Annotated in this window: 18 protein-coding genes; 9 read left to right on the forward strand and 9 right to left on the reverse strand. The window is 73.3% G+C overall.

What is annotated here, in order from left to right; genetic code table 11:
* The first annotated feature begins 53 nt into the window (after positions 1-53).
* On the forward strand, positions 54-1,262 hold the full coding sequence (locus EKG83_RS18335; protein WP_063741441.1) for a carboxylate-amine ligase: 1,209 nt from the start codon (positions 54-56) through the stop codon (positions 1,260-1,262).
* A 63-nt stretch (positions 1,263-1,325) separates the two neighbouring features.
* On the opposite strand, the gene EKG83_RS18340 is transcribed toward EKG83_RS18335, so the two are convergent.
* The gene (locus tag EKG83_RS18340) at positions 1,326-2,204 is read right to left on the reverse strand and encodes a LacI family DNA-binding transcriptional regulator (protein ID WP_033434131.1); all 879 of its coding nucleotides are present in this window, start codon (positions 2,202-2,204) and stop codon (positions 1,326-1,328) included.
* Between the two features lie 413 nt (positions 2,205-2,617).
* Positions 2,618-3,202 carry a superoxide dismutase gene (locus EKG83_RS18345; RefSeq protein ID WP_033434132.1) on the reverse strand — a complete coding sequence of 195 codons (585 nt, stop codon included), beginning with the start codon at positions 3,200-3,202 and terminating at the stop codon, positions 2,618-2,620.
* 122 nt (positions 3,203-3,324) lie between these two features.
* On the opposite strand from EKG83_RS18345, the gene EKG83_RS18350 reads away from it, so the two are divergent.
* Both EKG83_RS18350 and EKG83_RS18355 read left to right on the forward strand, forming a co-directional pair.
* On the forward strand, positions 3,325-4,569 hold the full coding sequence (locus EKG83_RS18350; RefSeq protein WP_033434133.1) for a methyltransferase: 1,245 nt from the start codon (positions 3,325-3,327) through the stop codon (positions 4,567-4,569).
* Positions 4,569-7,055: a polynucleotide kinase-phosphatase gene (locus tag EKG83_RS18355; protein ID WP_033434134.1), complete on the forward strand. Its 2,487-nt coding sequence runs from the start codon at positions 4,569-4,571 to the stop codon at positions 7,053-7,055. The genes EKG83_RS18350 and EKG83_RS18355 overlap by 1 nt, the downstream gene beginning before the upstream one ends.
* Here the strand turns inward: EKG83_RS18355 and EKG83_RS18360 are convergent.
* Positions 7,052-7,666: a hypothetical protein gene (locus tag EKG83_RS18360; protein WP_033434135.1), complete on the reverse strand. Its 615-nt coding sequence runs from the start codon at positions 7,664-7,666 to the stop codon at positions 7,052-7,054. The two genes, EKG83_RS18355 and EKG83_RS18360, sit on opposite strands and share 4 nt — an antisense overlap.
* Positions 7,667-7,898: 232 nt before the next feature.
* On the opposite strand from EKG83_RS18360, the gene EKG83_RS18365 reads away from it, so the two are divergent.
* The 4 genes from EKG83_RS18365 to EKG83_RS18380 are packed head-to-tail and all read left to right on the forward strand — an operon-like array spanning position 7,899 to position 11,795.
* Positions 7,899-9,029 carry an ABC transporter substrate-binding protein gene (locus tag EKG83_RS18365; protein ID WP_033434136.1) on the forward strand — a complete coding sequence of 377 codons (1,131 nt, stop codon included), beginning with the start codon at positions 7,899-7,901 and terminating at the stop codon, positions 9,027-9,029.
* 3 nt (positions 9,030-9,032) lie between these two features.
* Positions 9,033-9,947, forward strand: a complete 915-nt coding sequence (locus EKG83_RS18370; RefSeq protein ID WP_033434137.1) for an ABC transporter permease — start codon at positions 9,033-9,035, stop codon at positions 9,945-9,947.
* Complete coding sequence (locus EKG83_RS18375; protein WP_033434138.1) at positions 9,938-10,717, forward strand: ABC transporter permease; 780 nt, start codon at positions 9,938-9,940, stop codon at positions 10,715-10,717. Before EKG83_RS18370 ends, EKG83_RS18375 begins: the two co-directional genes overlap by 10 nt.
* A 1-nt stretch (position 10,718) precedes the next feature.
* Positions 10,719-11,795, forward strand: coding sequence for an ABC transporter ATP-binding protein (locus EKG83_RS18380; RefSeq protein WP_033434139.1), 1,077 nt, complete (start codon positions 10,719-10,721; stop codon positions 11,793-11,795).
* A 48-nt stretch (positions 11,796-11,843) separates the two neighbouring features.
* Here the strand turns inward: EKG83_RS18380 and EKG83_RS18385 are convergent, their stop codons facing one another.
* Together EKG83_RS18385 and EKG83_RS18390 are read right to left on the reverse strand one after the other, a co-directional pair.
* Positions 11,844-12,374 (reverse strand): hypothetical protein, encoded by a 531-nt coding sequence (locus tag EKG83_RS18385; RefSeq protein WP_033434140.1) that lies wholly within the window; start codon positions 12,372-12,374, stop codon positions 11,844-11,846.
* A 318-nt stretch (positions 12,375-12,692) separates the two neighbouring features.
* Positions 12,693-14,147, reverse strand: a complete 1,455-nt coding sequence (locus EKG83_RS18390; protein WP_084716951.1) for an LVIVD repeat-containing protein — start codon at positions 14,145-14,147, stop codon at positions 12,693-12,695.
* Between the two features lie 203 nt (positions 14,148-14,350).
* On the opposite strand from EKG83_RS18390, the gene EKG83_RS18395 reads away from it, so the two are divergent.
* Entirely contained in the window at positions 14,351-14,974 is a 624-nt protein-coding gene (locus tag EKG83_RS18395) for a DUF305 domain-containing protein (RefSeq protein WP_033434142.1), read from the forward strand.
* A 187-nt stretch (positions 14,975-15,161) separates the two neighbouring features.
* On the opposite strand, the gene EKG83_RS18400 is transcribed toward EKG83_RS18395, so the two are convergent.
* A complete protein-coding gene (locus EKG83_RS18400; RefSeq protein ID WP_033434143.1) occupies positions 15,162-15,476 on the reverse strand; it encodes an antibiotic biosynthesis monooxygenase family protein in 315 nt (104 codons plus the stop codon).
* An 80-nt stretch (positions 15,477-15,556) separates the two neighbouring features.
* On the opposite strand from EKG83_RS18400, the gene EKG83_RS18405 reads away from it, so the two are divergent.
* The gene (locus tag EKG83_RS18405; protein ID WP_033434144.1) at positions 15,557-16,135 is read left to right on the forward strand and encodes a TetR/AcrR family transcriptional regulator; all 579 of its coding nucleotides are present in this window, start codon (positions 15,557-15,559) and stop codon (positions 16,133-16,135) included.
* 198 nt (positions 16,136-16,333) lie between these two features.
* Here the strand turns inward: EKG83_RS18405 and EKG83_RS18410 are convergent, their stop codons facing one another.
* From EKG83_RS18410 to EKG83_RS18420, 3 genes are all read right to left on the reverse strand, one after another.
* Positions 16,334-17,266: a sensor histidine kinase gene (locus EKG83_RS18410; protein ID WP_211269219.1), complete on the reverse strand. Its 933-nt coding sequence runs from the start codon at positions 17,264-17,266 to the stop codon at positions 16,334-16,336.
* Positions 17,267-17,371: 105 nt separating this feature from the next.
* A complete protein-coding gene (locus tag EKG83_RS18415) occupies positions 17,372-17,869 on the reverse strand; it encodes a GNAT family N-acetyltransferase (protein ID WP_033434145.1) in 498 nt (165 codons plus the stop codon).
* Positions 17,870-17,879: 10 nt separating this feature from the next.
* The gene (locus EKG83_RS18420; protein ID WP_033434146.1) at positions 17,880-18,251 is read right to left on the reverse strand and encodes an SRPBCC family protein; all 372 of its coding nucleotides are present in this window, start codon (positions 18,249-18,251) and stop codon (positions 17,880-17,882) included.
* Between the last annotated feature and the right edge of the window lie 481 nt (positions 18,252-18,732).

An 18,732-nucleotide genomic window follows, 5' to 3' on the forward strand; every position in this document is an offset into this window, starting at 1 on the left:
GCGGACCTCCGCCGCCCCGGTGCCGAGCGCCCCGAGCAGGGACGGTGGAAGCGATGGGTCAACCACTCTCGTCACCGGGGCACCCGACGGTCGGCGTCGAGGAGGAGTTCCTCCTGGTCGACCCCGCGACCGGTGCCCCGGTGCCCCGGGCGCACGAGGTGGTCGCGGCGGCGCGCGGCGCGTTCGGCCTGGAGCTGGACCACGAGCTGATCACCACGCAGGTGGAGGCCAAGACCACGGTGTGCTGGGACCTGCCGCAGGTCCGGCGGGAGCTGGTGGCCATGCGCGCGGCGGTCGCGCGGGCCGCGGGGGAGGTCGGGTGCCTGGCCCTGGCGGTCGGCGCGCCACCGCTCGGCGAACCGGCCGGGCCCGTCACCGACGTGTCGCGCTACCGGCGGATCGCCCGCGCCTACGGTGCGCTGGCCGAGGAGCAGTCCATCTGCGGGTGCCACGTGCACGTGGCCGTGCCCGACCGCGAGGTCGCCGTCCAGGTGTGCAACCACCTGCGGCCCTGGCTGGCCGTGCTGGGCGCGCTCACCGCGAACTCGCCGCTGGCCCGCGGCCGGGACACCGGCTACGCGAGCTGGCGCTCGCTGGTGTGGGCGCGCTGGCCGGCGGCCGGCCCGCCGCCGTACTTCTCCGACTGGGCGCACTACCGGGCGGTGTGCGACGTGCTGGACGAGTCCGGCGCCGCCATGGACCCGGGGATGGTCTACTGGGACGTCCGCCCGTCGTCGCACCTGCCCACCGTGGAGGTGCGGGTCGCCGACGTCCAGGGCGGCCCCACCGAGGCGCTGCTGCTCACCGCCCTGGTCCGGGCCCTGGTCGGCACCGCCGAGGCCGACGTCGGGCGCGGGGTGACCGCGCCGCCGGTGCCCACCGAGGCGCTGCGGCTGGCCGGCTGGCGCGCCGCCCGCGACGGCCTGGGCGGCTGGACCCTGGACGTGCTGTCCGACCGCCTGGTGCCGGTGCGGCACCTGCTGCGCGCGATGGTGCGCCACGTGCTGCCCGCGCTGTCCGCCAACGGCGACCTGGGGTTCGTCGAGCGGGCGCTGGCCGCGCTCGACCGGGTCGGTGGCGGTGCCGAGCGGCAGCGCCGGGTGCTGGGGCGCACCGGGGCGCCGACCGACCTGCTGGACCTGCTGGCGGTCGACGCGCCCGACCCGCTGGTGGAGGCCGTGGTGCCGAGCCCGGGGACCGGCGCGGCCGACGACCTGGTGCCGACGGGCGCCCGGGCCGACGTGCCGGGGCACGTCTTCTGACGCCCTCTGGCACTCGACCGGGGGGCGGACGCGCCGGTCCTGCGGCCTGGCGGGTGCCGTGGCTCAGCCGGTCCCGCGCACGGGCGCGGTGCTGGCCCGCACGGTCAGGCGCGGCGGGAGGAGGCGGGTGGTCGGGCGGGCGTCGAGCGCCACCTCGACCGCGGCCCGCCCCAGCGCCGCCGGCGACACCGACACCGACGTCACCGGCCACCGGCCGTGCCGCGCGGCCCCGTCCGAGCACAGCGCCAGCACCGACACGTCCTCGGGCACCCGGAGCTGCCTGCGCTGGAGGTCGGCCAGCACCGCGGTCAGCGCCGCGTCGTCCGACGCCACCACGGCGGTCGGCCGGTCCAGCGCGAACACCCGGTCCGCCTCGACCGCCCGGTGCACCCGCACCGACGCGTTCCGCTCCCGCGCGCCGCGGGCGAAGCCGTGGTGGAAGTCGTCCGGCGGGCCGTCCTGCACGAACGCGACCGCGCGGTGGCCCAGGTCGGCCAGGTACTCGGCGGCCCGCGCGCCCGCGGCCACCCGGTCCAGGTCCACCCGCGAGTGCCGGGACACCGGGCCGTCGCCGCCCACGAGCACCACCGGCACCGAGGTGTCCAGCGGGGGAGAGGCCGGGGCGACCACGACGACGCCCGCCGCGCCGCGGTGGTGCGCCGACGGGCTCACCAGCAGGTCGGCGCCCCTGGCGTGGGCGCTCGCGGTGGCCGCGCCCAGGAACGAGCCCAGCCACTCCGCGCCGAGCGCGCCGTGCCCGGGCAGCGCCAGGTGCAGCAGCGCGCCGTGGGCCTGCCTGCGGGGCTGGTAGCCGAGGGCGCGCACGCTCGCCTCGATGCGCCGGCGCGTGCCGACGGAGATGGACCGCTTGCCGCTGAGCGCGTAGGACACCGTGCTGACGGCCACGCCCGCGTGCCGCGCCACCTCCGCGATGGTCACCATGCCGACCCTCCTGAAGGGACCCGGGAAGCGGGGATTCAGAATGCACAGCAATGGCGGACGAGTCAACGAATGCGGGATAGTTGTTTCACTGAACTAATTCCGGGCTGGTGGAGTTGTGTTCGCTTGCGGGCATTCGGCCGCGTGGTGGCGCGGTTTTGTTCACGGATGTGGAGAGGGTCGGCGCCCAGGGGTTTCGCCTGGTGCGACGGCTGCGGTTCATTGATGTGAACCCGCGCCGGTTTCACCACCGTGAATCTCCTTGTGGTCCGGGGGAATTGATTGCTAGGCTTCGTGGGAGCGCTCCCGGGTTGACGCCAGGACGGGTCCGGAAGTGCTCTCGTTCGCGTTCCCGCGCATCTCCCGCGGCGGGCACCCGCGTGGGGGCCGGTCCGCGCGGACCGGCCCCGCGGGCGTCAGAACCGCACCGTCGCGCACGCCAGCCGCGGACCGGCGGTCCCGGCCCGCCCCGGCTCGGTGGCCGTCCGCTCGGCGTGGATCACCACCGACCCGGCCCGCCGGTCGGCGAACCGCCACGGCACCGCGGTGCCGACCACGGCGCGCCCGCGGTCGTCGGTGGTGAAGTCGAGCCAGATCTCGTTCTCCGGGTTGGCGTACGCCGGGTCGACCGACGGCTGCACCGGGTCCACGACGTGCTGGTGGTGCGCGCCCGCGTCGGTGGGCAGGTCGCCGCACGGGCGCTGGTGCGCGTGCGCGCCGTAGGTCCGGTTCGGCACCAGGCCGTGCACGCTGAGCAGGACCTTCGTCGACCTGTGCTTCGGCGTGGCGACCACCAGCACGGCGGCTCCGGCCGGGACCAGCGCGGTGTCGTAGGTGTAGGCACTGGTGGCCTGCCCGGGCGGTGCGAAGCGCGCCGCCGTGACGGCGACGCCCGACGGCGGGGCGGTGACGCCCGGCGGGGCGTCGGCGGTCGCGGTCGGCGCGCCGACCAGGGCGACGGCGAGGGCGCCGACCGGCAGCAGGGCTGAACGACGTGTCACTTCTCCTGCCTCTCGTGGTTCGTGGCGGTGGAGGGGCACCACCCGACGCTAGCGGCGCGCGTGGCCGCACCGATGGCAAAAATCGTGGGTGTCGCGGTGATTGTCCCGTCCACACTGGACCGGTGCTGCTCACCCTGACCACCACGCACCGCCCGGCGACCGACCTGGGCCACCTGCTGCACAAGCACCCGGACCGGGCCCGGTCCTTCCCCACCTCGGCGGGGACGGCGCACGTGTTCTACCCGCGCGCGGACGAGCGGGAGTGCACCGTCGCGCTCCTGCTGGAGGTCGACCCGGTCGCCCTGGTGCGCAAACCCGGCAGCACGCTCACCCAGTACGTCAACGACCGCCCGTACGCGGCCGGTTCGCTGCTCACCGTCGCGCTCGGCTCGGTGTTCCGCACCGCCCTCAACGGCCGCGGCACGAGCCGCGCCGAGCCGGCCGTCACGCCGATCCCGCTGACCGTGCGCGTGCCGGTCCTGCCGCACCGGCTGGTGGAGCGCCTGTTCACCCCGCTCGGCTGGACCGCCGAGGTCCGCCCGCTGCCGCTGGGCGACGGCACGGACTCCCGCTACGCCGACGTCACCCTCACCGGCACGCTGACCGTGTCCGACGCGCTCAAGCACCGGGAGGGCTGGCTCGCCGCGCACCCCGACCGCGAGCTGATCACCACCCGCTACCTGGCGCGCCGCCACCGGCTGGCGGAGGTGGAGGGGGTGGACCCCGAGGAGCTGGACAACGCCCTGGAGGAGCCCAGGGTCTCGCCGGCCGTGCGGCGGCGCGAGGCCGTGGTCGCCGAGCTGAAGGCCGCCGGCGCGCGCCGGGTGCTGGACCTGGGCTGCGGCGGCGGGGCGCTGCTGCGCGCCCTGCTCCGGGAGCCGGAGTTCACCGAGGTCCTGGGCGTGGACGTGTCCGCGCGGGCGCTCGCGGTCGCGGCCCGCGCGCTGCGCCTGGACGAGCTGCCCGAGCGGCAGCGGGCCCGCGTCGCGCTGCGCCAGTCGTGGCTGACCTACGCCGACCCGGCCCTGGCGGGCTACGACGCGGCGGTGCTCATGGAGGTGGTCGAGCACCTCGACCCCGACCGGCTGCCCGCCCTGGAGCACGCGGTGTTCACCGTCGCCCGGCCGCGCGTGGTGCTGGTGACCACGCCGAACGTCGAGTACAACGAGCTGTTCGAGGGGCTGCCGGCCGGGCAGCTCCGCCACGCCGACCACCGCTTCGAGTGGACCCGCGCCGAGTTCCGCGACTGGGCCGCCGGGGTGGCGGACCGGCGCGGCTACGCCGTGCGCCACCTGCCGGTCGGGCCCGAGGACGCCGAGCGCGGCGCGCCCACCCAGCTCGCCGTCTTCACCCTGGGGGACCGCTGATGGACCTGAAGATCCCGGACCCGAGCCTGGTCGTGCTCATCGGCGCGTCCGGCTCGGGCAAGTCCACGTTCGCGCGGGCCCACTTCGCCCCCACGCAGGTGCTGTCCAGCGACTACTTCCGCGGCCTGGTCGCCGACGACGAGAACGACCAGTCCGCCTCCGGCGCGGCGTTCGACGTGCTGCACCACGTCGCGGGCAAGCGCCTGGAGGCGGGCCGCACCACGGTGGTCGACGCCACGAACGTGCAGCGCACCGACCGCGCGCACCTGGTCGAGCTGGCCAAGCGGCACGACGTGCTGCCGGTCGCGATCGTGCTGGACCTGCCCGAGCACGTCTGCGTGGCGCGCAACGCCGAGCGCCCCGACCGGGACTTCGGCGCGCACGTGGTGCGCCGCCACCGGGCCGCGCTGCGCAAGTCGGTGAACACCCTGGGCCGCGAGGGCTTCCGCCGGGTGCACGTGCTGCGCTCCCAGGCCGAGGTGGACGAGGCCGTGGTGGTGCGCGAGCCGCTGCTCAACGACCTGCGCCACGAGACCGGCCCGTTCGACGTGATCGGCGACGTGCACGGCTGCCGTGCGGAGCTGGAGGACCTGCTCACCGACCTCGGGTACGCCCTGGTGCGCGACGAGGCCGGCCGCCCGGTGGACGCGGTGCCCCCGGCGGGCAGGCGGGCGGCGTTCGTCGGCGACCTCGTCGACCGCGGCCCGGACACGCCGGGCGTGCTGCGCCTGGTCATGGGCATGGTCGAGGCGGGCCGCGCGCTCGTGGTGTGCGGCAACCACGAGCAGAAGCTGGTGCGCGCCCTGCGCGGCCGCGACGTGCGGGGCGGGCACGGCCTGGCCGAGTCGCTCGCGCAGCTGGCGAACGAGGACGAGGGGTTCCGCCGCCGCGTCGAGCGGTTCTGCGACGGCCTGGTCGCCCACTACGTGCTCGACGGCGGCGCGCTGGTCATCGCGCACGCCGGCCTGCCCGAGCGCTACCACGGCCGCGCGTCCTCCCGGGTGCGCGGTTTCGCGCTGTACGGCGACACCACCGGCGAGACCGACGAGTACGGCCTGCCGGTGCGCTACCCGTGGGCCAAGGACTACCGGGGCCGGGCGACGGTGCTCTACGGGCACACGCCCACGCCGGAGGTCGAGTGGGTCAACAACACCCTGTGCCTGGACACCGGCGTGGTGTTCGGAGGCAGGCTGACCGCGCTGCGCTACCCGGAGCGCGAGGTGGTGTCCGTGCCCGCGCGGCAGGTCTGGTACGAGCCGGTGCGCCCGCTCGTGGCGCCCGCCGAACCCGCGCGCGAGCCGGACGTGCTGTCCATCGACGACGTCGCCGGCCGGCGCGTGATCGAGACCGCGCGGCACGGCCGGGTCACCGTGCGGCCCGAGCAGGCCGCCTCGGCGCTGGAGGTGATGAGCCGCTTCGCCGTGGACCCGCGCGTGCTGCTGTACCTGCCGCCGACGATGGCGCCGACCGCCACGTCCCGGCGGCCGGACGTGCTGGAGCACCCCGAGGACGCCTTCGCCGAGTACCGGGACGCGGGCGTGCGCGAGGTGATCTGCCAGGAGAAGCACATGGGCTCGCGCGCGGTGCTGCACCTGCGGAGGGACTCCGGCGTGGTGCACACCCGCACCGGCCGCGCGTTCTTCGACCCGCCGCTGGGCGACGAGCTGGTGGCGGCGCTGCGCGAGGAGGTGACCAGGGCCGGCCTGTGGGAGGAGTTCGACACCGACTGGCTGCTGGTCGACGCCGAGCTGATGCCGTGGAACGCCAAGGCCGCCGGGCTGGTCCGGGACCAGTACGCCGCGGTCGGCGCGGCCGCCACCGGCGCGCTGGGCGTCGCGGTGGAGGCGCTGGCGGCGGCGGGCGCGCGGGGCGTCGACGTGGCCGACCTGCTCGACCGCACCACCCGCAGGCTGGGCAACGCCACCGGCTACCGCGACGCCTACCTGCGGTACTGCCGGCCCACCGACGGCCTGGCGGGCGTCTCGGTCGCGCCGTTCCAGCTCCTCGCCGCCCGCGGGCGGACCTTCCACGACCGCGACCACCGGTGGCACCTGGACGTGCTCTCGCGCCTGGGCGGCCTGTTCGCGCCCACCCGGCACCTGGTGGTCGACACGACCGACGAGGCGCAGGTCGCGGCGGGCGTGCGCTGGTGGGAGGAGCTGACCGCGGCCGGTGGCGAGGGCGTGGTGGTCAAGCCGCTGGCCAACCTCGTGCGCGGTCCGCGCGGCCTGGTGCAGCCGGCCCTGAAGGTGCGCGGGCGCGAGTACCTGCGCATCGTCTACGGCCCCGACTACACCGAGCCGGCGAACCTGGAGCGCCTGCGCAAGCGCGGGCTGGGTGCCAAGCGGTCGCTCGCGCTGCGGGAGTACGCGCTGGGGCTGGAGGCCCTGGAGCGCGCCGCCCGCGACGAGCCGCTGTGGCGCGTGCACGAGTGCGTGTTCGCCGTGCTCGCGCTGGAGTCCGAGCCGGTCGACCCGCGGCTCTAGGTCCTGACCGGTACCGCGCCGCGCGCCCGCGAGCGCGCGGCGCGGACCACCGGGTGCACGACCACCACCAGCAGCGACAGCACCGGCGTCGACCGGCCCAGCACCAGTTCGCCCAGCGCGTAGTCCAGCGCGGGCACGGCCAGGCACCCGGCGAACGCCCACCCCGGCGCCGTGCCCGGTTTGCGGCGGCCCGCCCACGGCGTCCGGCCGAACGGCTTGGCCACCGACAGCCACACCTGGCAGGCCAGCGCCGAGAACATCAGCAGCGACCCCGCGCGCATCAGCAGCGGCGAACCGCCCGGGTGCAGGTTCGGGCTCAGCACGAAGATCCCCGCGTACAGCTGGGTGAGGGTGATCCCGAACTTCGCCAGCACCCACCAGTGCCGGAAGTAGCCCCACGGGGTGAGCCCCGACAGCACCAACCCGCTGAACGCGCTCGTGGTGGCCATGAACTGCAGCACGTCCACGTCGACCAGCAGCGCCGCCTCGAACGCCGCCTCGCGGCCCGGCGCCGACAGCGCGTAGTTCACGATCACGAACAGCGCCAGCGCCATGGACATCCACCCGGTCGACGTGACCACGTGCAACCACAGCAGCAGCTTCCGGCTCATCCGCACCCCCGGTAGTAGGCCGCCTATATGTAGACAGACTACTACTAGCCAGGACTGGCCCGCGCCCTCGCCGGCAACCCGCCGTGCACCGGGAATTCGCTTGGCGGGCACCACTTATTCCACTCCGCAAGGCTCGCTTGACAAGCGCGTGCGGCATCGCGAATCCTCCGCACGTCCACCGGGCCGGCGACCTGACGCGAACCCGGGTTCACCCGAGGAAGGGACACCCACCGTGACCCCCACCCGAGTCCTGCGGCTGCTCGGCGCCGGCGCCACCGCGCTGGCGCTCGTCACGGCCTGCGGCGCGCCGCCGACCCAGGACGGCGCCGCGTCCGACGCACCCGCGTCCGGTGCCAGGTCGGCCGCCGACCTGGGCGGCTTCGACAAGCTCGTCGAGGCCGCGAAGAAGGAGGGCAGGCTGAACGTCATCGCGCTGCCCCCGGACTGGGCCAACTACGGCGCGATGATCGAGACCTTCGAGGCGAAGTACGGCATCGAGGTCGACTCCGCGCAGCCCGACGCCTCCAGCCAGGACGAGGTCAACGCCGCCAAGCAGCTCAAGGGCGGCGACCGCGCCCCCGACGTGTTCGACCTCGGCCTCAACGTCGCCCTGGCCAACACCGACCTGTTCGCGCCCTACCAGGTCCTGACCTGGGACGACATCCCCGCGGAGCTGAAGGAGCCGTCCGGGCTCCACTACGGCGACTACGGCGGCTTCATGTCCATCGGCTACGACGCCGCCAAGGTGCCCGCGCCCACCTCGGTCCGGGACCTGCTCAAGCCCGAGTACCAGGGCAAGGTCGCGCTCAACGGCGACCCGACGCAGGCGGGGGCCGCGTTCTCCGGCGTGGTCATGGCCTCCCTGGGCAACGGCGGCTCCGCCGACGACGTCGCGCCCGGCGTCGAGTTCTTCAAGCAGCTCAAGGCCGCGGGCAACTTCCTGCCGGTCGACCCGTCGCCGGCGACCATCGAGTCCGGTCAGACGCCGGTCGTCATCGACTGGGACTACACCAACGCGGCGCAGACCGCGAAGCTCGCGGGCAAGGTCGACTGGAAGGTCGTCGTCCCGTCGGACGCCCAGGTCGGCGCCTACTACAACCAGGCGATCAACAAGGACGCCCCGCACCCGGCCGCGGCGCGGCTGTGGCAGGAGTTCCTGTACTCCGACGAGGGCCAGAACACCTACCTCAAGGGCCTGTCGCGCCCGGTGCGCATGGAGGCGATGACCAAGGCCGGCACGGTCGACGCCGACGCCGCGGCCAAGCTGCCCCGGACCTCGGGCGAGCAGGTGTTCCTGACCCAGCAGCAGGCCGACAAGGCCAAGCAGGTGCTGTCCACGAGCTGGGCCCAGGCGGTGGGCTGACCGGTGGTCGCCCCCGTCGCACCCGTCCCGACCGCGGCCGGGGACCGGCCCGCCCCCGGTCGCGGCCCCGCGCGCCGGGCCTGGCTGGAGTGGCTGGTCGTGGTCCCGTTCCTGGCCTACGTCGGCACGTTCCTGCTCTACCCGACGGCGCTGGTGCTCGCCGGGGCGTTCCAGGACGCCCGGGGCGGGTTCACCCTGGACAACCTCGTCGAGCTGACCCGCGGCGCCTACCTCCAGGCGTTCCTGCGCAGCGTCGAGCTGTCCGCGCTGACCGCCCTGCTGGGCGCGGTGCTCGGCGCGCTGCTGTCGTGGGCGGTGGCCGCGGGCAGGCCGGGCGGTGCGCTGCGCCGCGTGGTGGTGGCCGGCTCGGGCGTGCTGGCGCAGTTCGGCGGTGTGCCGCTGGCGTTCGCGTTCCTGGCCACGATCGGCTTCCAGGGCCTGGTCACCCGCTTCCTGCGCGAGCACCTCGGCGTCGACCTGTTCGCCGGCGGCGCCTGGCTGTTCGAGCTGCCCGGCCTGACCCTGGTCTACACCTTCTTCCAGATCCCGCTGATGGTGATCGTGTTCCTGCCCGCGCTCGACGGCCTGCGCCCGCAGTGGCGCGAGGCGGTGGAGGGCCTGGGCGGCTCGTCGTGGACCTACTGGCGCCACGTCGGCGGCCCGGTCCTGCTGCCCGCGTTCCTCGGCGCGCTGCTGCTGCTGTTCGCCAACGCGTTCTCCGCCTACGCCACGGCCGCGGCCCTGGTGTCGCAGGGCAGCCCGATCGTGCCGCTCCAGATCCGCGGCTTCCTGACCGGCGAGGTGCTGCTGGGCCGGGAGAACCTGGGCAAGGCCCTGGGGCTGGGCATGGTGGTCGTGGTCGCGGTGGCCATGGGCCTGTACGCGGTGGTGCAGCGGAGGTTCGCCCGATGGCGCTGACCAGGCGCGGCGTGCTGCGCACGGTGGTCCTGCTGGTGCTGGGCGCCTACTTCCTGGTGCCGCTGCTGGCGATGCTGGAGTTCTCCACGCGCGGCGCGAACGGCACGCGCGACCTGGCCGCCTGGTCGGGCATCGTCGACGACCCCGACCTGGTCGAGGCGATCCTGGTGTCGGTGCAGCTGGCCGCCACCAGCTCGCTGCTGGTGCTGGTGCTGCTGGTGCCGACCATGACCTGGGTCCGGCTGCGGCTGCCGCGGCTGCGGCGGCTGGTGGAGTTCCTGTGCCTGCTGCCGGTGGCGATCCCGGCCATCGTGCTCGTGGTCGGCATGGCCCCGCTGTACGCGTGGGTGGACTACTTCCTCGGCGACTCGCCGCTCACGCTCACCTTCGCCTACGCGGTGCTGGTGCTGCCGTTCGCCTACCGGGCCATCGACTCGGGCCTGGCCGCGATCGACCTCGCGACGCTCGCGGAGGCCGCCCGCGGGCTCGGCGCGTCCTGGGGCGCGGTGCTGCTGCGGGTCGTCGTGCCCAACATCCGCACCGCGCTGCTCGGGGCCGCCCTGCTGTCGGTGGCGCTCGTGCTGGGGGAGTTCACCATCGCCTCGCTGCTCAACTTCGACACCTTGCAGGTGCGGGTCAACCTGATCGGCAAGCGCGACGCGGGCGTGTCCATCGCGGTGTCGCTGCTGAGCCTGCTGTTCGCGTTCGCCCTGCTGTTCCTGCTCTCGTTCGCCGGCGGGCGCCGGGGCGCCGCCGACGGGGAAGGCTGACATGACCCACCAGCAACCGCCCGAGCCCGGTTCGCGGCCGTCCGGTCTGCAGCTGTCCGGGGTGCGCAAGTCGTTCGGCGGGCACGTGGCGCTCGCCGGGCTCGACCTCGACCTGGCACCGGGTGAGCTGGTCAGCCTGCTGGGCCCCAGCGGCTGCGGCAAGACCACGGCGCTGCGCGTGGTCGCCGGGTTCGAGACCGCCGACGCGGGCTCGGTGCGGGTCGACGGCCGGGACCTGACCGGCGTGCCCGCCAACAAGCGCGACATGGGCATGGTGTTCCAGTCCTACAGCCTGTTCCCCAACCTGACCGCGGCGCAGAACGTCGCGTTCGGCCTGCGGCTGCGCAAGGCGCCCGACCGGGCCGGGCGGGTCGCCGAGCTGCTGGAGCTGGTCGGGCTCGCGCACCTGGGCGGGCGCTACCCGCACCAGCTCTCCGGCGGCCAGCAGCAGCGCGTGGCGCTGGCCCGGGCGCTGGCCATCCGGCCGCGCGTGCTGCTGCTGGACGAGCCGCTGTCCGCGCTGGACGCGAAGGTGCGGGTGAACCTGCGCGACGAGATCCGGCGCATCCAGACCGAGCTGGGCACCACCACCCTGTTCGTCACGCACGACCAGGAGGAGGCGCTGGCCGTGTCCGACCGGGTGGGCGTGATGTCGCAGGGCAGGCTGGAGCAGCTGGGCACGCCCGCCGAGGTCTACCGGGAGCCGGCCACCGCGTTCGTCGCCCGCTTCGTCGGCGTCAGCAACGCGGTGCGCGCCACCGCCGGGCCCGACGGCGTGCGGGTGGGCGCCCACCGGCTGCCCACCGCGGCGGCCGGGGAGCTGACCGGCGACGTCGAGGTGATCGTGCGGCCGGAGGACATCGGCATCTCGCCGCGCGGCGGCCGGGACGACGGCGCGCTGGTGGGCAGCGTGGTCACGCAGAGCTTCCTCGGGCCGGTGACCAGGCTGTCGGTGCGGCTCGACGACGGGCAGGTCCTGCGGGTGGACCAGCCGTCCGGGCGGGCGGCGGAGTTCCCGCCGGGTGCCGCGGTCGCGCTGGACCTCGCCGCCGCCCGGCTGATGGTCGTGAAAGCGTGACGTGGCGGTCCCGGAGTTCGGTCCGGTGGTCCCGGACGTGACCCGGTTTCAGGGGCGGCGCAGTTTCGTCAGTTTGCTCCGCTCGTCGTCGGACAACGCGGAATCGGTCAGCACGCGCAAACCGTGCACGCCGATCGGCTGGCCGTTCACGGAAGTCACCCAGCGGGTCGGCACGTCGGTGAACAGGGTGACTTCCGGCGGACCGGCGAAATGGCCGTACCCCAGTACCGTCGACCGGCCCACTCCGGGTCCGTTGAGCACCACGTAGTCCTCGGTGGCCGCGGTCGGGTCGGTCGCCCACGGCACCTCCTCGCCCGGCGCCCAGCCGCCGACGCCGCAGTAGCGCAGCCGGAACGTGCGGGCGTGGTGGATGGTGACCACGTAGTTGTGGTCGGCGTCCGAGGCCGGTGGCGTGCGGGCGAAGTTCAGGCCGTAGGACACGCCGGTCTCGCGCAGCTCGCGGGACAGCGCCGCCAGGTCGCCGCCGCGGGCGGTGATCGCCCGGGACAGCGCGCACCACGCCCCGGTGGCCGCCTGGTTGGGCAGGCGGGCGCCCGGCCACGGGTCCAGAATCGTCATACCACCCCAGATGAGGCGCACGGCCGGGATCGGCCAGGCATTGTTGCGCTCACCCCGATAAAGGATCATGTCGGGCACCGGAATACTCCTCGGGAGGAATTCGGGAGCCGGTCGGCGGGGTAATGGTACGCGGCGCTGGTCAGCGCGCCGGCGAATTCACCGCGAAGGAGTAGGAACCGCTGGAATGCGGTTTCAGGAGGGGGTGGGTTCAGGCGGTGGAAGGGGGAGCGGGGCTTGCCGCGAACAGCGGAAGGGCCCGCCGGGGCGGGCCCTTCCTGGTGTGCTCGGTGCTCGGGTCGGGTTGACCCGCGGGTCAGGTCACCGGCGCGGGAACAGGTCCCGGTAGGAGCCCTGCGTCTGCACGTTCAGCTCGCCCGTGCGGATGAGCTTGCCGGTCGCCGTCCGCGGGTCGCGGATGTCGAGGACGTCGAAGCCCTTCGAGATGTCGGACGAGTAGATGTAGCCGTTGTAGTAGTAGGTCGACCACGCGCCACCGCTGCCGCCGTTGGGCACCGGGCCGCGCTCGAACCAGGCGATCTCCTTGGGCCGGCTGGAGTCGGTGAAGTCGAACACCGAGATGCCGCCCTGGTACCAAGCCTGCACCATGATGTCCCGACCCTGCACCGGGATCAGCGAGCCGTTGTGCGCCACGCAGTTCTCGGTGTCGGCCTGCACCCGCGGGATCTTGAAGTAGGAGCGGAACTCCAGCTTGCGGCCGTCGCCGCGCCCGGTGATGTCGTAGATGCCGTCCGCGCCGCGGGTGGGGGCGATCGTCTCGTTGCAGGTCGCCGCGCCGCCGCCGCCCAGCTCGTCGGTGAAGATCACCTTGGTGCCGGCGTTGTTGAAGGTCGCCGAGTGCCAGAACGCGAAGTTCACGTTGTCCTGCACGCGGTTGATCTCGCGGGGCTTCTCCCGGTCGGAGATGTCCCACAGCACGCCGTCACCCATGCAGGCGCCCGCCGCCAGGTCCTTCGACGGGTACACGGTGATGTCGTGGCAGCCGGAGGTGGCGGTCACGTAGCCGGTCTCGACGGTGCCCGACCGGCCGGCGTTGCCGCCGTCGGGGAAGACCACGTTCTCGGACAGCACGTGCGCCGAGGTCGGGTCCTTCAGCGGCACCTTGACGACCGAGATCAGGTCGTGCGGCGGCTGGCAGTCCGGGAACGCCGCGTTCGGGCTGTAGGACGAGACGTACAGGTAGACGTCCTTGCCCCGCTTGTCCGGCACGAGCGTGTGGGTGTGCGAGCCGCACTTGGTCTCGACGGCCTTGATGTAGCGCGGGTTGCGGATGTCGCTGATGTCGAAGATCTTGATGCCCTCCCACGCGTCCTTGTTGGTCGCGGGCAGGGAGGTGCTGGCGCAGGAGCTGTCGCTGCGCGAGGAGTCGGTCGACAGGAACAGCAGGTCGCCCTTGACCGACACGTCGTTCTGCGAGCCCGGGCACAGGACCTTGCTCACGATCTCGGGCTTGCGCGGGTTGCGGATGTCGTAGACGACGAAGCCGTCGTAGTTGCCCGCGATGGCGTAGTGGTCCTGGAAGGCCAGGTCCGACCACGTCGACGAGCTGGTGAACGGTGCCGGCTTCGGCAGGTTGGCCAGCAGCTTGATGTTGCGGGTGTGGCGGATCTCGTCGACACCCGGGATGCCGGTGGCGGGCTGCTCCTGGCTGGAGAGCTGTTCCTCCGACAGGCCGGCCAGGTCAGTGTCCTCCGGCGCGGCCATCGCCTGCGGACCCGTGGCCAGTCCGGACAGGCTCAGCGCGAAGGCCCCCATGACCGCGAGCGGCGCCCGGCGGCGCCGTCTGGTCGATTCGCGTGCTTCCACTTCAGGTTCCCCTTCCAACCCAGTGCAGGGATCCGCAAATATTGCCTGTTCGCATGGCTAAGTACCAGACCCGATCGTCGGGAATCTGATACTTCTCGTCCCGCGGGACGGGCGGGTACGTTGGGGCGACCGGGTGGCTAGGGGGTTTGCGGATGCGGGTCGTGTTGATCGCGGTGCTGGCGGCCGTGCTGGTGGGCTGCACGTCGCAGGCGTCGGACGAAGCGCCGGTCATCGTGCCGCAGGGGCCGGGCGAGCCGGCCCGGACGCTCTCGCCCGAGGACGTCGGGACCGACCGGTGGGTCGCGCCCAGCGAGGCCGATGTGACGTATGTCGCGAAGATGATCGTGCACCACCGGCAGGCGCTGGAGATGTCGGCGCTGGCCCCGGAACGCGCCCAGGACGCGACGGTGAAGGGCCTGGCCTCGCGCATCAACGACACCCAGGGGCCGGAGATCGGCGCCATGGAGCAGTGGCAGCGCGAGTACGCCCAGCAGGCGCCGGCCCACGGGCACAGCGGTTCGCAGCCCGAGTTCGACCACGCCGCCATGCCGGGCATGGCCTCGGCGGCGGACCTGGCGGCGTTGGCCGCGGCGCGCGGGGCGGATTTCGACCGGCTTTACGTGCGGTTGATGACCGCGCACCACGAGGGTGCCCTGAAGATGGCGGTCGAGGTGCTGTCCAACGGGTCCGACGTGCGGGTCGAGGAGATGGCCAACGACGTGATTGTCACCCAGACGGATGAAATCGAGCGGATGAAGGCGATCGCCCTGCCTTGATGGCGGGTCGTGCTCGGTGGCGGGTCGTGCTCGGTGGCGGGTCGTGCTCGGTGGCGGGTTGGTCGGTGGCGGGTTGGTCGGTGGCGGGTTGGTCGGTGGCGGGTTGGTCGGCCGGTGGTCGGTTGGTCGGCCGTGGGCTGTTTCGGCCGTCGGTTGGTCGGCCGTGCGGTTGGTCGGTGGATGAGGGCTACCTCGTGATCACGAGGTCTTCCGAGGGGTGGAAGGTTTCCACGGCGTTGCCCGTGACGTGGCGGGCGATGCCGGCGTTGCGCCGGTGCGCCTCCTTGAAGGAGGCCGAGGCGACCCACGCCCGGAAGTCCTCCTCGCTGTCGAACTCGTTGACCGCCACGTAGGGCTGGTCCGGTCGGGTCGGGCGCAGCAGGGTGCTGCGCCGCAGGCCCGGGACGTTCGGCAGGTACTCGCGCATGTTCGCGCGGAAGCGCGCCTCGAACTCCTCGGCGCGGTCGGCGGGTACGAACAGGCGGTTGGTCGCGACGAACACGCGGCACCTCCGGGGTTCCCGACGGGGTGTAGGCAACTATTCCAACGGTGCGTGGGGAACGCAAGGGCTACCATCGGCGCGTGCCCAGGATCAGCGCCGACACGCTCGCGGAGCACCGCGCGAACCGGCTGCGGGACCTGCTGGACGCCGGGCGCGACATCGTCGCGACGGAGGGTGCGGACGCGCTCACCCTGGCGGCCCTCGCCCGCCGCGTCGGGCTCTCGCGGCCCAGCCTGTACGAGTACTTCCGGTCCCGGGAGGAGCTGGTGGCCGCCATCGTGACCGACGAGCTGCCCGGGTGGGTGCGGAAGTTGGCCGAGGCGGTGCGCGCGGCCGACGGGGTGAGTGCGAAGGTGGAAGCCTACGTGCGCGCTGAGCTGGAGATCATCGCCGACGGCAGCCACGGGGCGGTGGTCGCGCTGTCCGCGCACGCGCTGCCCGAGGCGGCTCGCAGTCGCATCCGGGCGGAGCACGACAAGCTGTTGGCGCCGCTGGTGGACGTGCTGGTGGAGGCCGGGGTGCCCGGTCCCGGGCTGCGGGCCCAGCTGATCCACGGTGCGGTCGAGGCCGCCGCGCGGGTGCTCCGGCCCGGGGACGGGGGGCACAACGCGACCGTGGTCGCCGCCCTGGTCGACCAGGTCCTCCACGGCCTGCCCTGACCGCGCGAGTCGAACCCCCGGAGCCCTCGTGTCGAACCTTCCGGGCCCTTGAGTTCTACATTCGGGGGTGGTGGGTTCGGTTGGTGGGGTGAGGTGGGCTGGTGGTTCGGTTGGTGGGGTGAGCTGGGGTGGTGGGCTGAGCTGGGGTGGTGGGTTCGGCTGCTGGGCTGAGCTGGGGTGGTGGGTTGTGGGGTTGCGTCAGACCGGTTGGCCCGGAGGGCCAACCCAGACCCGGATCGTGGTGCCGTTGTCCTGGGTATGAACGCGGACCAGGTCGCAGAGGAGGTTCACCAGCATCACGCCGTAGCCGCCGTTCGCGCTCGCGCCGGGGTTGCGCCTGCCCACCATCGGGTTGGCCAGCCGGCCCGAGTCGCGCACCTCGCACACCACGATGCCCGACTCGCGCCAGATCAGCAGCGTGCCCACGCCGCCGCCGTGCACGACGCTGTTGGTGGTCAGCTCGTTGACGGCCAGCACCAGGTCCTCGACCTGGTCGGGGGTCAGGCCCGTGTCGGTGCCGAACTCGGCCACCAGGCGTCGGACGGAGGACAGCTCGTCCAGGTCGAACCGGCGGGTGATCGCGTCCTCGGGGGGTGGTGGCAGGGGGCGGTTGAACTCCTCCGAGGTCAGGAGCGGTTCGCGGTAGCCGGTGCTGGAGCGGCGGCGGTCGTCCTCGACCACGACGGGGTGGGTGGCCTCCGCGTCGCGGAGGACGTCCGGGGTGAGGGTTCCGGAGTCGTAGGCGCACAGGACCCAGGTGCCGCGCCCCTCGAAGGCGACGTTGACCAGTGCCTCGTGCTGCACGCAGGCGGGGTACTCCAGGGCCGTCCGGCCTGGCCAGATCGGTTCGTCGAGGATGCGGACGCGGGAGGCGGAGGAGGTGTCCGCGAACGCGGTCAGCACGCCGGGGATGATCCGGCCCGGGTTGCGGCCCACGCGCCGCATGTCCAGGAACTCGACGCGGTCGGCGGCCGGGCCCAGGGCGGAGCGCAGCAGGTCGATGCGCTCCTGGGGCACGGCGACGAGCACCGGCTCGCCGGCGGCCAGACCTTCGCACACGAACGGCACCGTGCTCGCGAGGTACTGCTCGTCATCGCGGTAGAGGAGTGCCTCGTGCACGAAATCGACCACCTGGGGAACCTCCGAACGGTTGCTGGCGGGGTCCGCACCGCCAGTATCCCGCAGTATCCCGCGCAAACGCGGCGGTGGGACGGGCGGGCTGGTCGGCCCTACCGGTCAGGCCCGTTCGCTGACCGGTCGGTGCAGGCAGATGCGGTCCTCGGGGCGCAGGCCGCGTTCGGCCTCGGCCGCCAGGACGGCTTGCAGGCCGGGGGACGGGTGCGCTGGTTCTGTGAAACCCAGTCGGCGGTAGTACGGCTCGTTCCACGGTATGCGGCGGAAGGTGGTGAGGGTGAGGGCTGTGAGGTCGTGCTCTGCCGCCCACGCCTGCACGTGGTCCAGGAGCTGCGCGCCGATGCCTTGGCGGGCGTGGGCGGGGTGGACGCTGAGCTGGGCTATGTGGGCTGCGTTGTCCAGGACCTCCACGCCCACCCAGGCGATGGGGGTGTCGTCCTTGTCGGCCACCCAGAGGTGGAGGCGTTGCAGTTCGGTCAGGAGGAGGGGCTCGTCGTCGGCTATCTCGGGCATGCCGTGGGCTCGGAAGGGTTCGCCGGAGGCGCGTTCCACCTCGCGGAGGAGGGGGAGTTCGTGGGGGCGGGCTGGGCGGAGTTCCACCCCGGCATGGTCAGCCGGCGGTCAGGTTCTGTTCAACCTCGTTTGCCAGGGCTTCCAGGAGGCGGGCCGGCAGTTGGTCGTCCGGGCAGTCGTCGACCTGGAGTTCGACGACGCTGGCCGCTACGCCGGAGAGGGAGACTTGGAGGTGGCCTCGGCAGCCGTGGTCGGCCAGGGGTTCCCAGGTCAGGAGGAGGCGGTCGTAGTCGGCGGCCAGGTTCAGCTGACGTGGTTCGCCGTTCTCGTGGAGGATCAGGGTGTCGTTGTTGCGGCCCACTACCTCGTAGGGGGCGGGCAGCCACGCGGCCAGGCGTGAGGGGTCGGCGGCGGCGTTGAACACCAGGTCGGGGAGGGCGGGGACGTCGCGTCGCGCGTGGATGCTCACGGGGGGCGGTTACCCCGTTGGGCGGACCGCACACCGGTGGGGCCGGCCTGGCTGGGCCGACAGTTTTATTGATCCCGCCTGCTGGTGGGTCGGGTTGTCGCCGGTCAACCCCCTGGATTGCGTGGGGCCTCGATTTGACATGGGGCCCTTACGAGCACCGGAGGCTGGCCGCAGCCGGCAGGCACGGCGGGGAAAAGCGTCCCGCCGAGCCTGCCGGCTCCGACCAGCCTATGGCACTCGAACCCATGTCAAATCGGGGCCCGCCGGCCCCACCGGACCCAGCGTCCTCCCGGCGTGTCATGCGTTCAGTCCGGGCGTGTCATGCGTTGGGCACCGGCGTGTCATGCGTTGGAGGTGGGTGTGTCATGCGTTCAAGCCGCGCGAGTCGAACGTTCAGGCCCGTCGTGTCGAACGGTCCGGGCCCCCGAGTTCTACGTTCAGGACCGGCGTGTCCTCCACTGGGACACCGCGTGTCGTCCGC

It is taken from the genome of Saccharothrix syringae (genome assembly GCF_009498035.1).
In the GTDB taxonomy this organism is placed as follows: domain Bacteria; phylum Actinomycetota; class Actinomycetes; order Mycobacteriales; family Pseudonocardiaceae; genus Actinosynnema; species Actinosynnema syringae.

Excerpts from the sequence above, each read along its gene's own strand:
- EKG83_RS18375 (WP_033434138.1), top strand. The coding sequence starts at position 9,938 with ATGGCGCTGACCAGGCGCGGCGTGCTGCGCACGGTGGTCCTGCTGGTG.
- EKG83_RS18385 (WP_033434140.1), bottom strand. The coding sequence starts at position 12,374 with ATGACGATTCTGGACCCGTGGCCGGGCGCCCGCCTGCCCAACCAGGCG.
- EKG83_RS18380 (WP_033434139.1), top strand. The coding sequence starts at position 10,719 with ATGACCCACCAGCAACCGCCCGAGCCCGGTTCGCGGCCGTCCGGTCTG.
- EKG83_RS18355 (WP_033434134.1), top strand. The coding sequence starts at position 4,569 with ATGGACCTGAAGATCCCGGACCCGAGCCTGGTCGTGCTCATCGGCGCG.
- EKG83_RS18390 (WP_084716951.1), bottom strand. The coding sequence starts at position 14,147 with ATGGGGGCCTTCGCGCTGAGCCTGTCCGGACTGGCCACGGGTCCGCAG.
- EKG83_RS18395 (WP_033434142.1), top strand. The coding sequence starts at position 14,351 with ATGCGGGTCGTGTTGATCGCGGTGCTGGCGGCCGTGCTGGTGGGCTGC.
- EKG83_RS18360 (WP_033434135.1), bottom strand. The coding sequence starts at position 7,666 with ATGAGCCGGAAGCTGCTGCTGTGGTTGCACGTGGTCACGTCGACCGGG.
- EKG83_RS18340 (WP_033434131.1), bottom strand. The coding sequence starts at position 2,204 with ATGGTGACCATCGCGGAGGTGGCGCGGCACGCGGGCGTGGCCGTCAGC.
- EKG83_RS18335 (WP_063741441.1), top strand. The coding sequence starts at position 54 with ATGGGTCAACCACTCTCGTCACCGGGGCACCCGACGGTCGGCGTCGAG.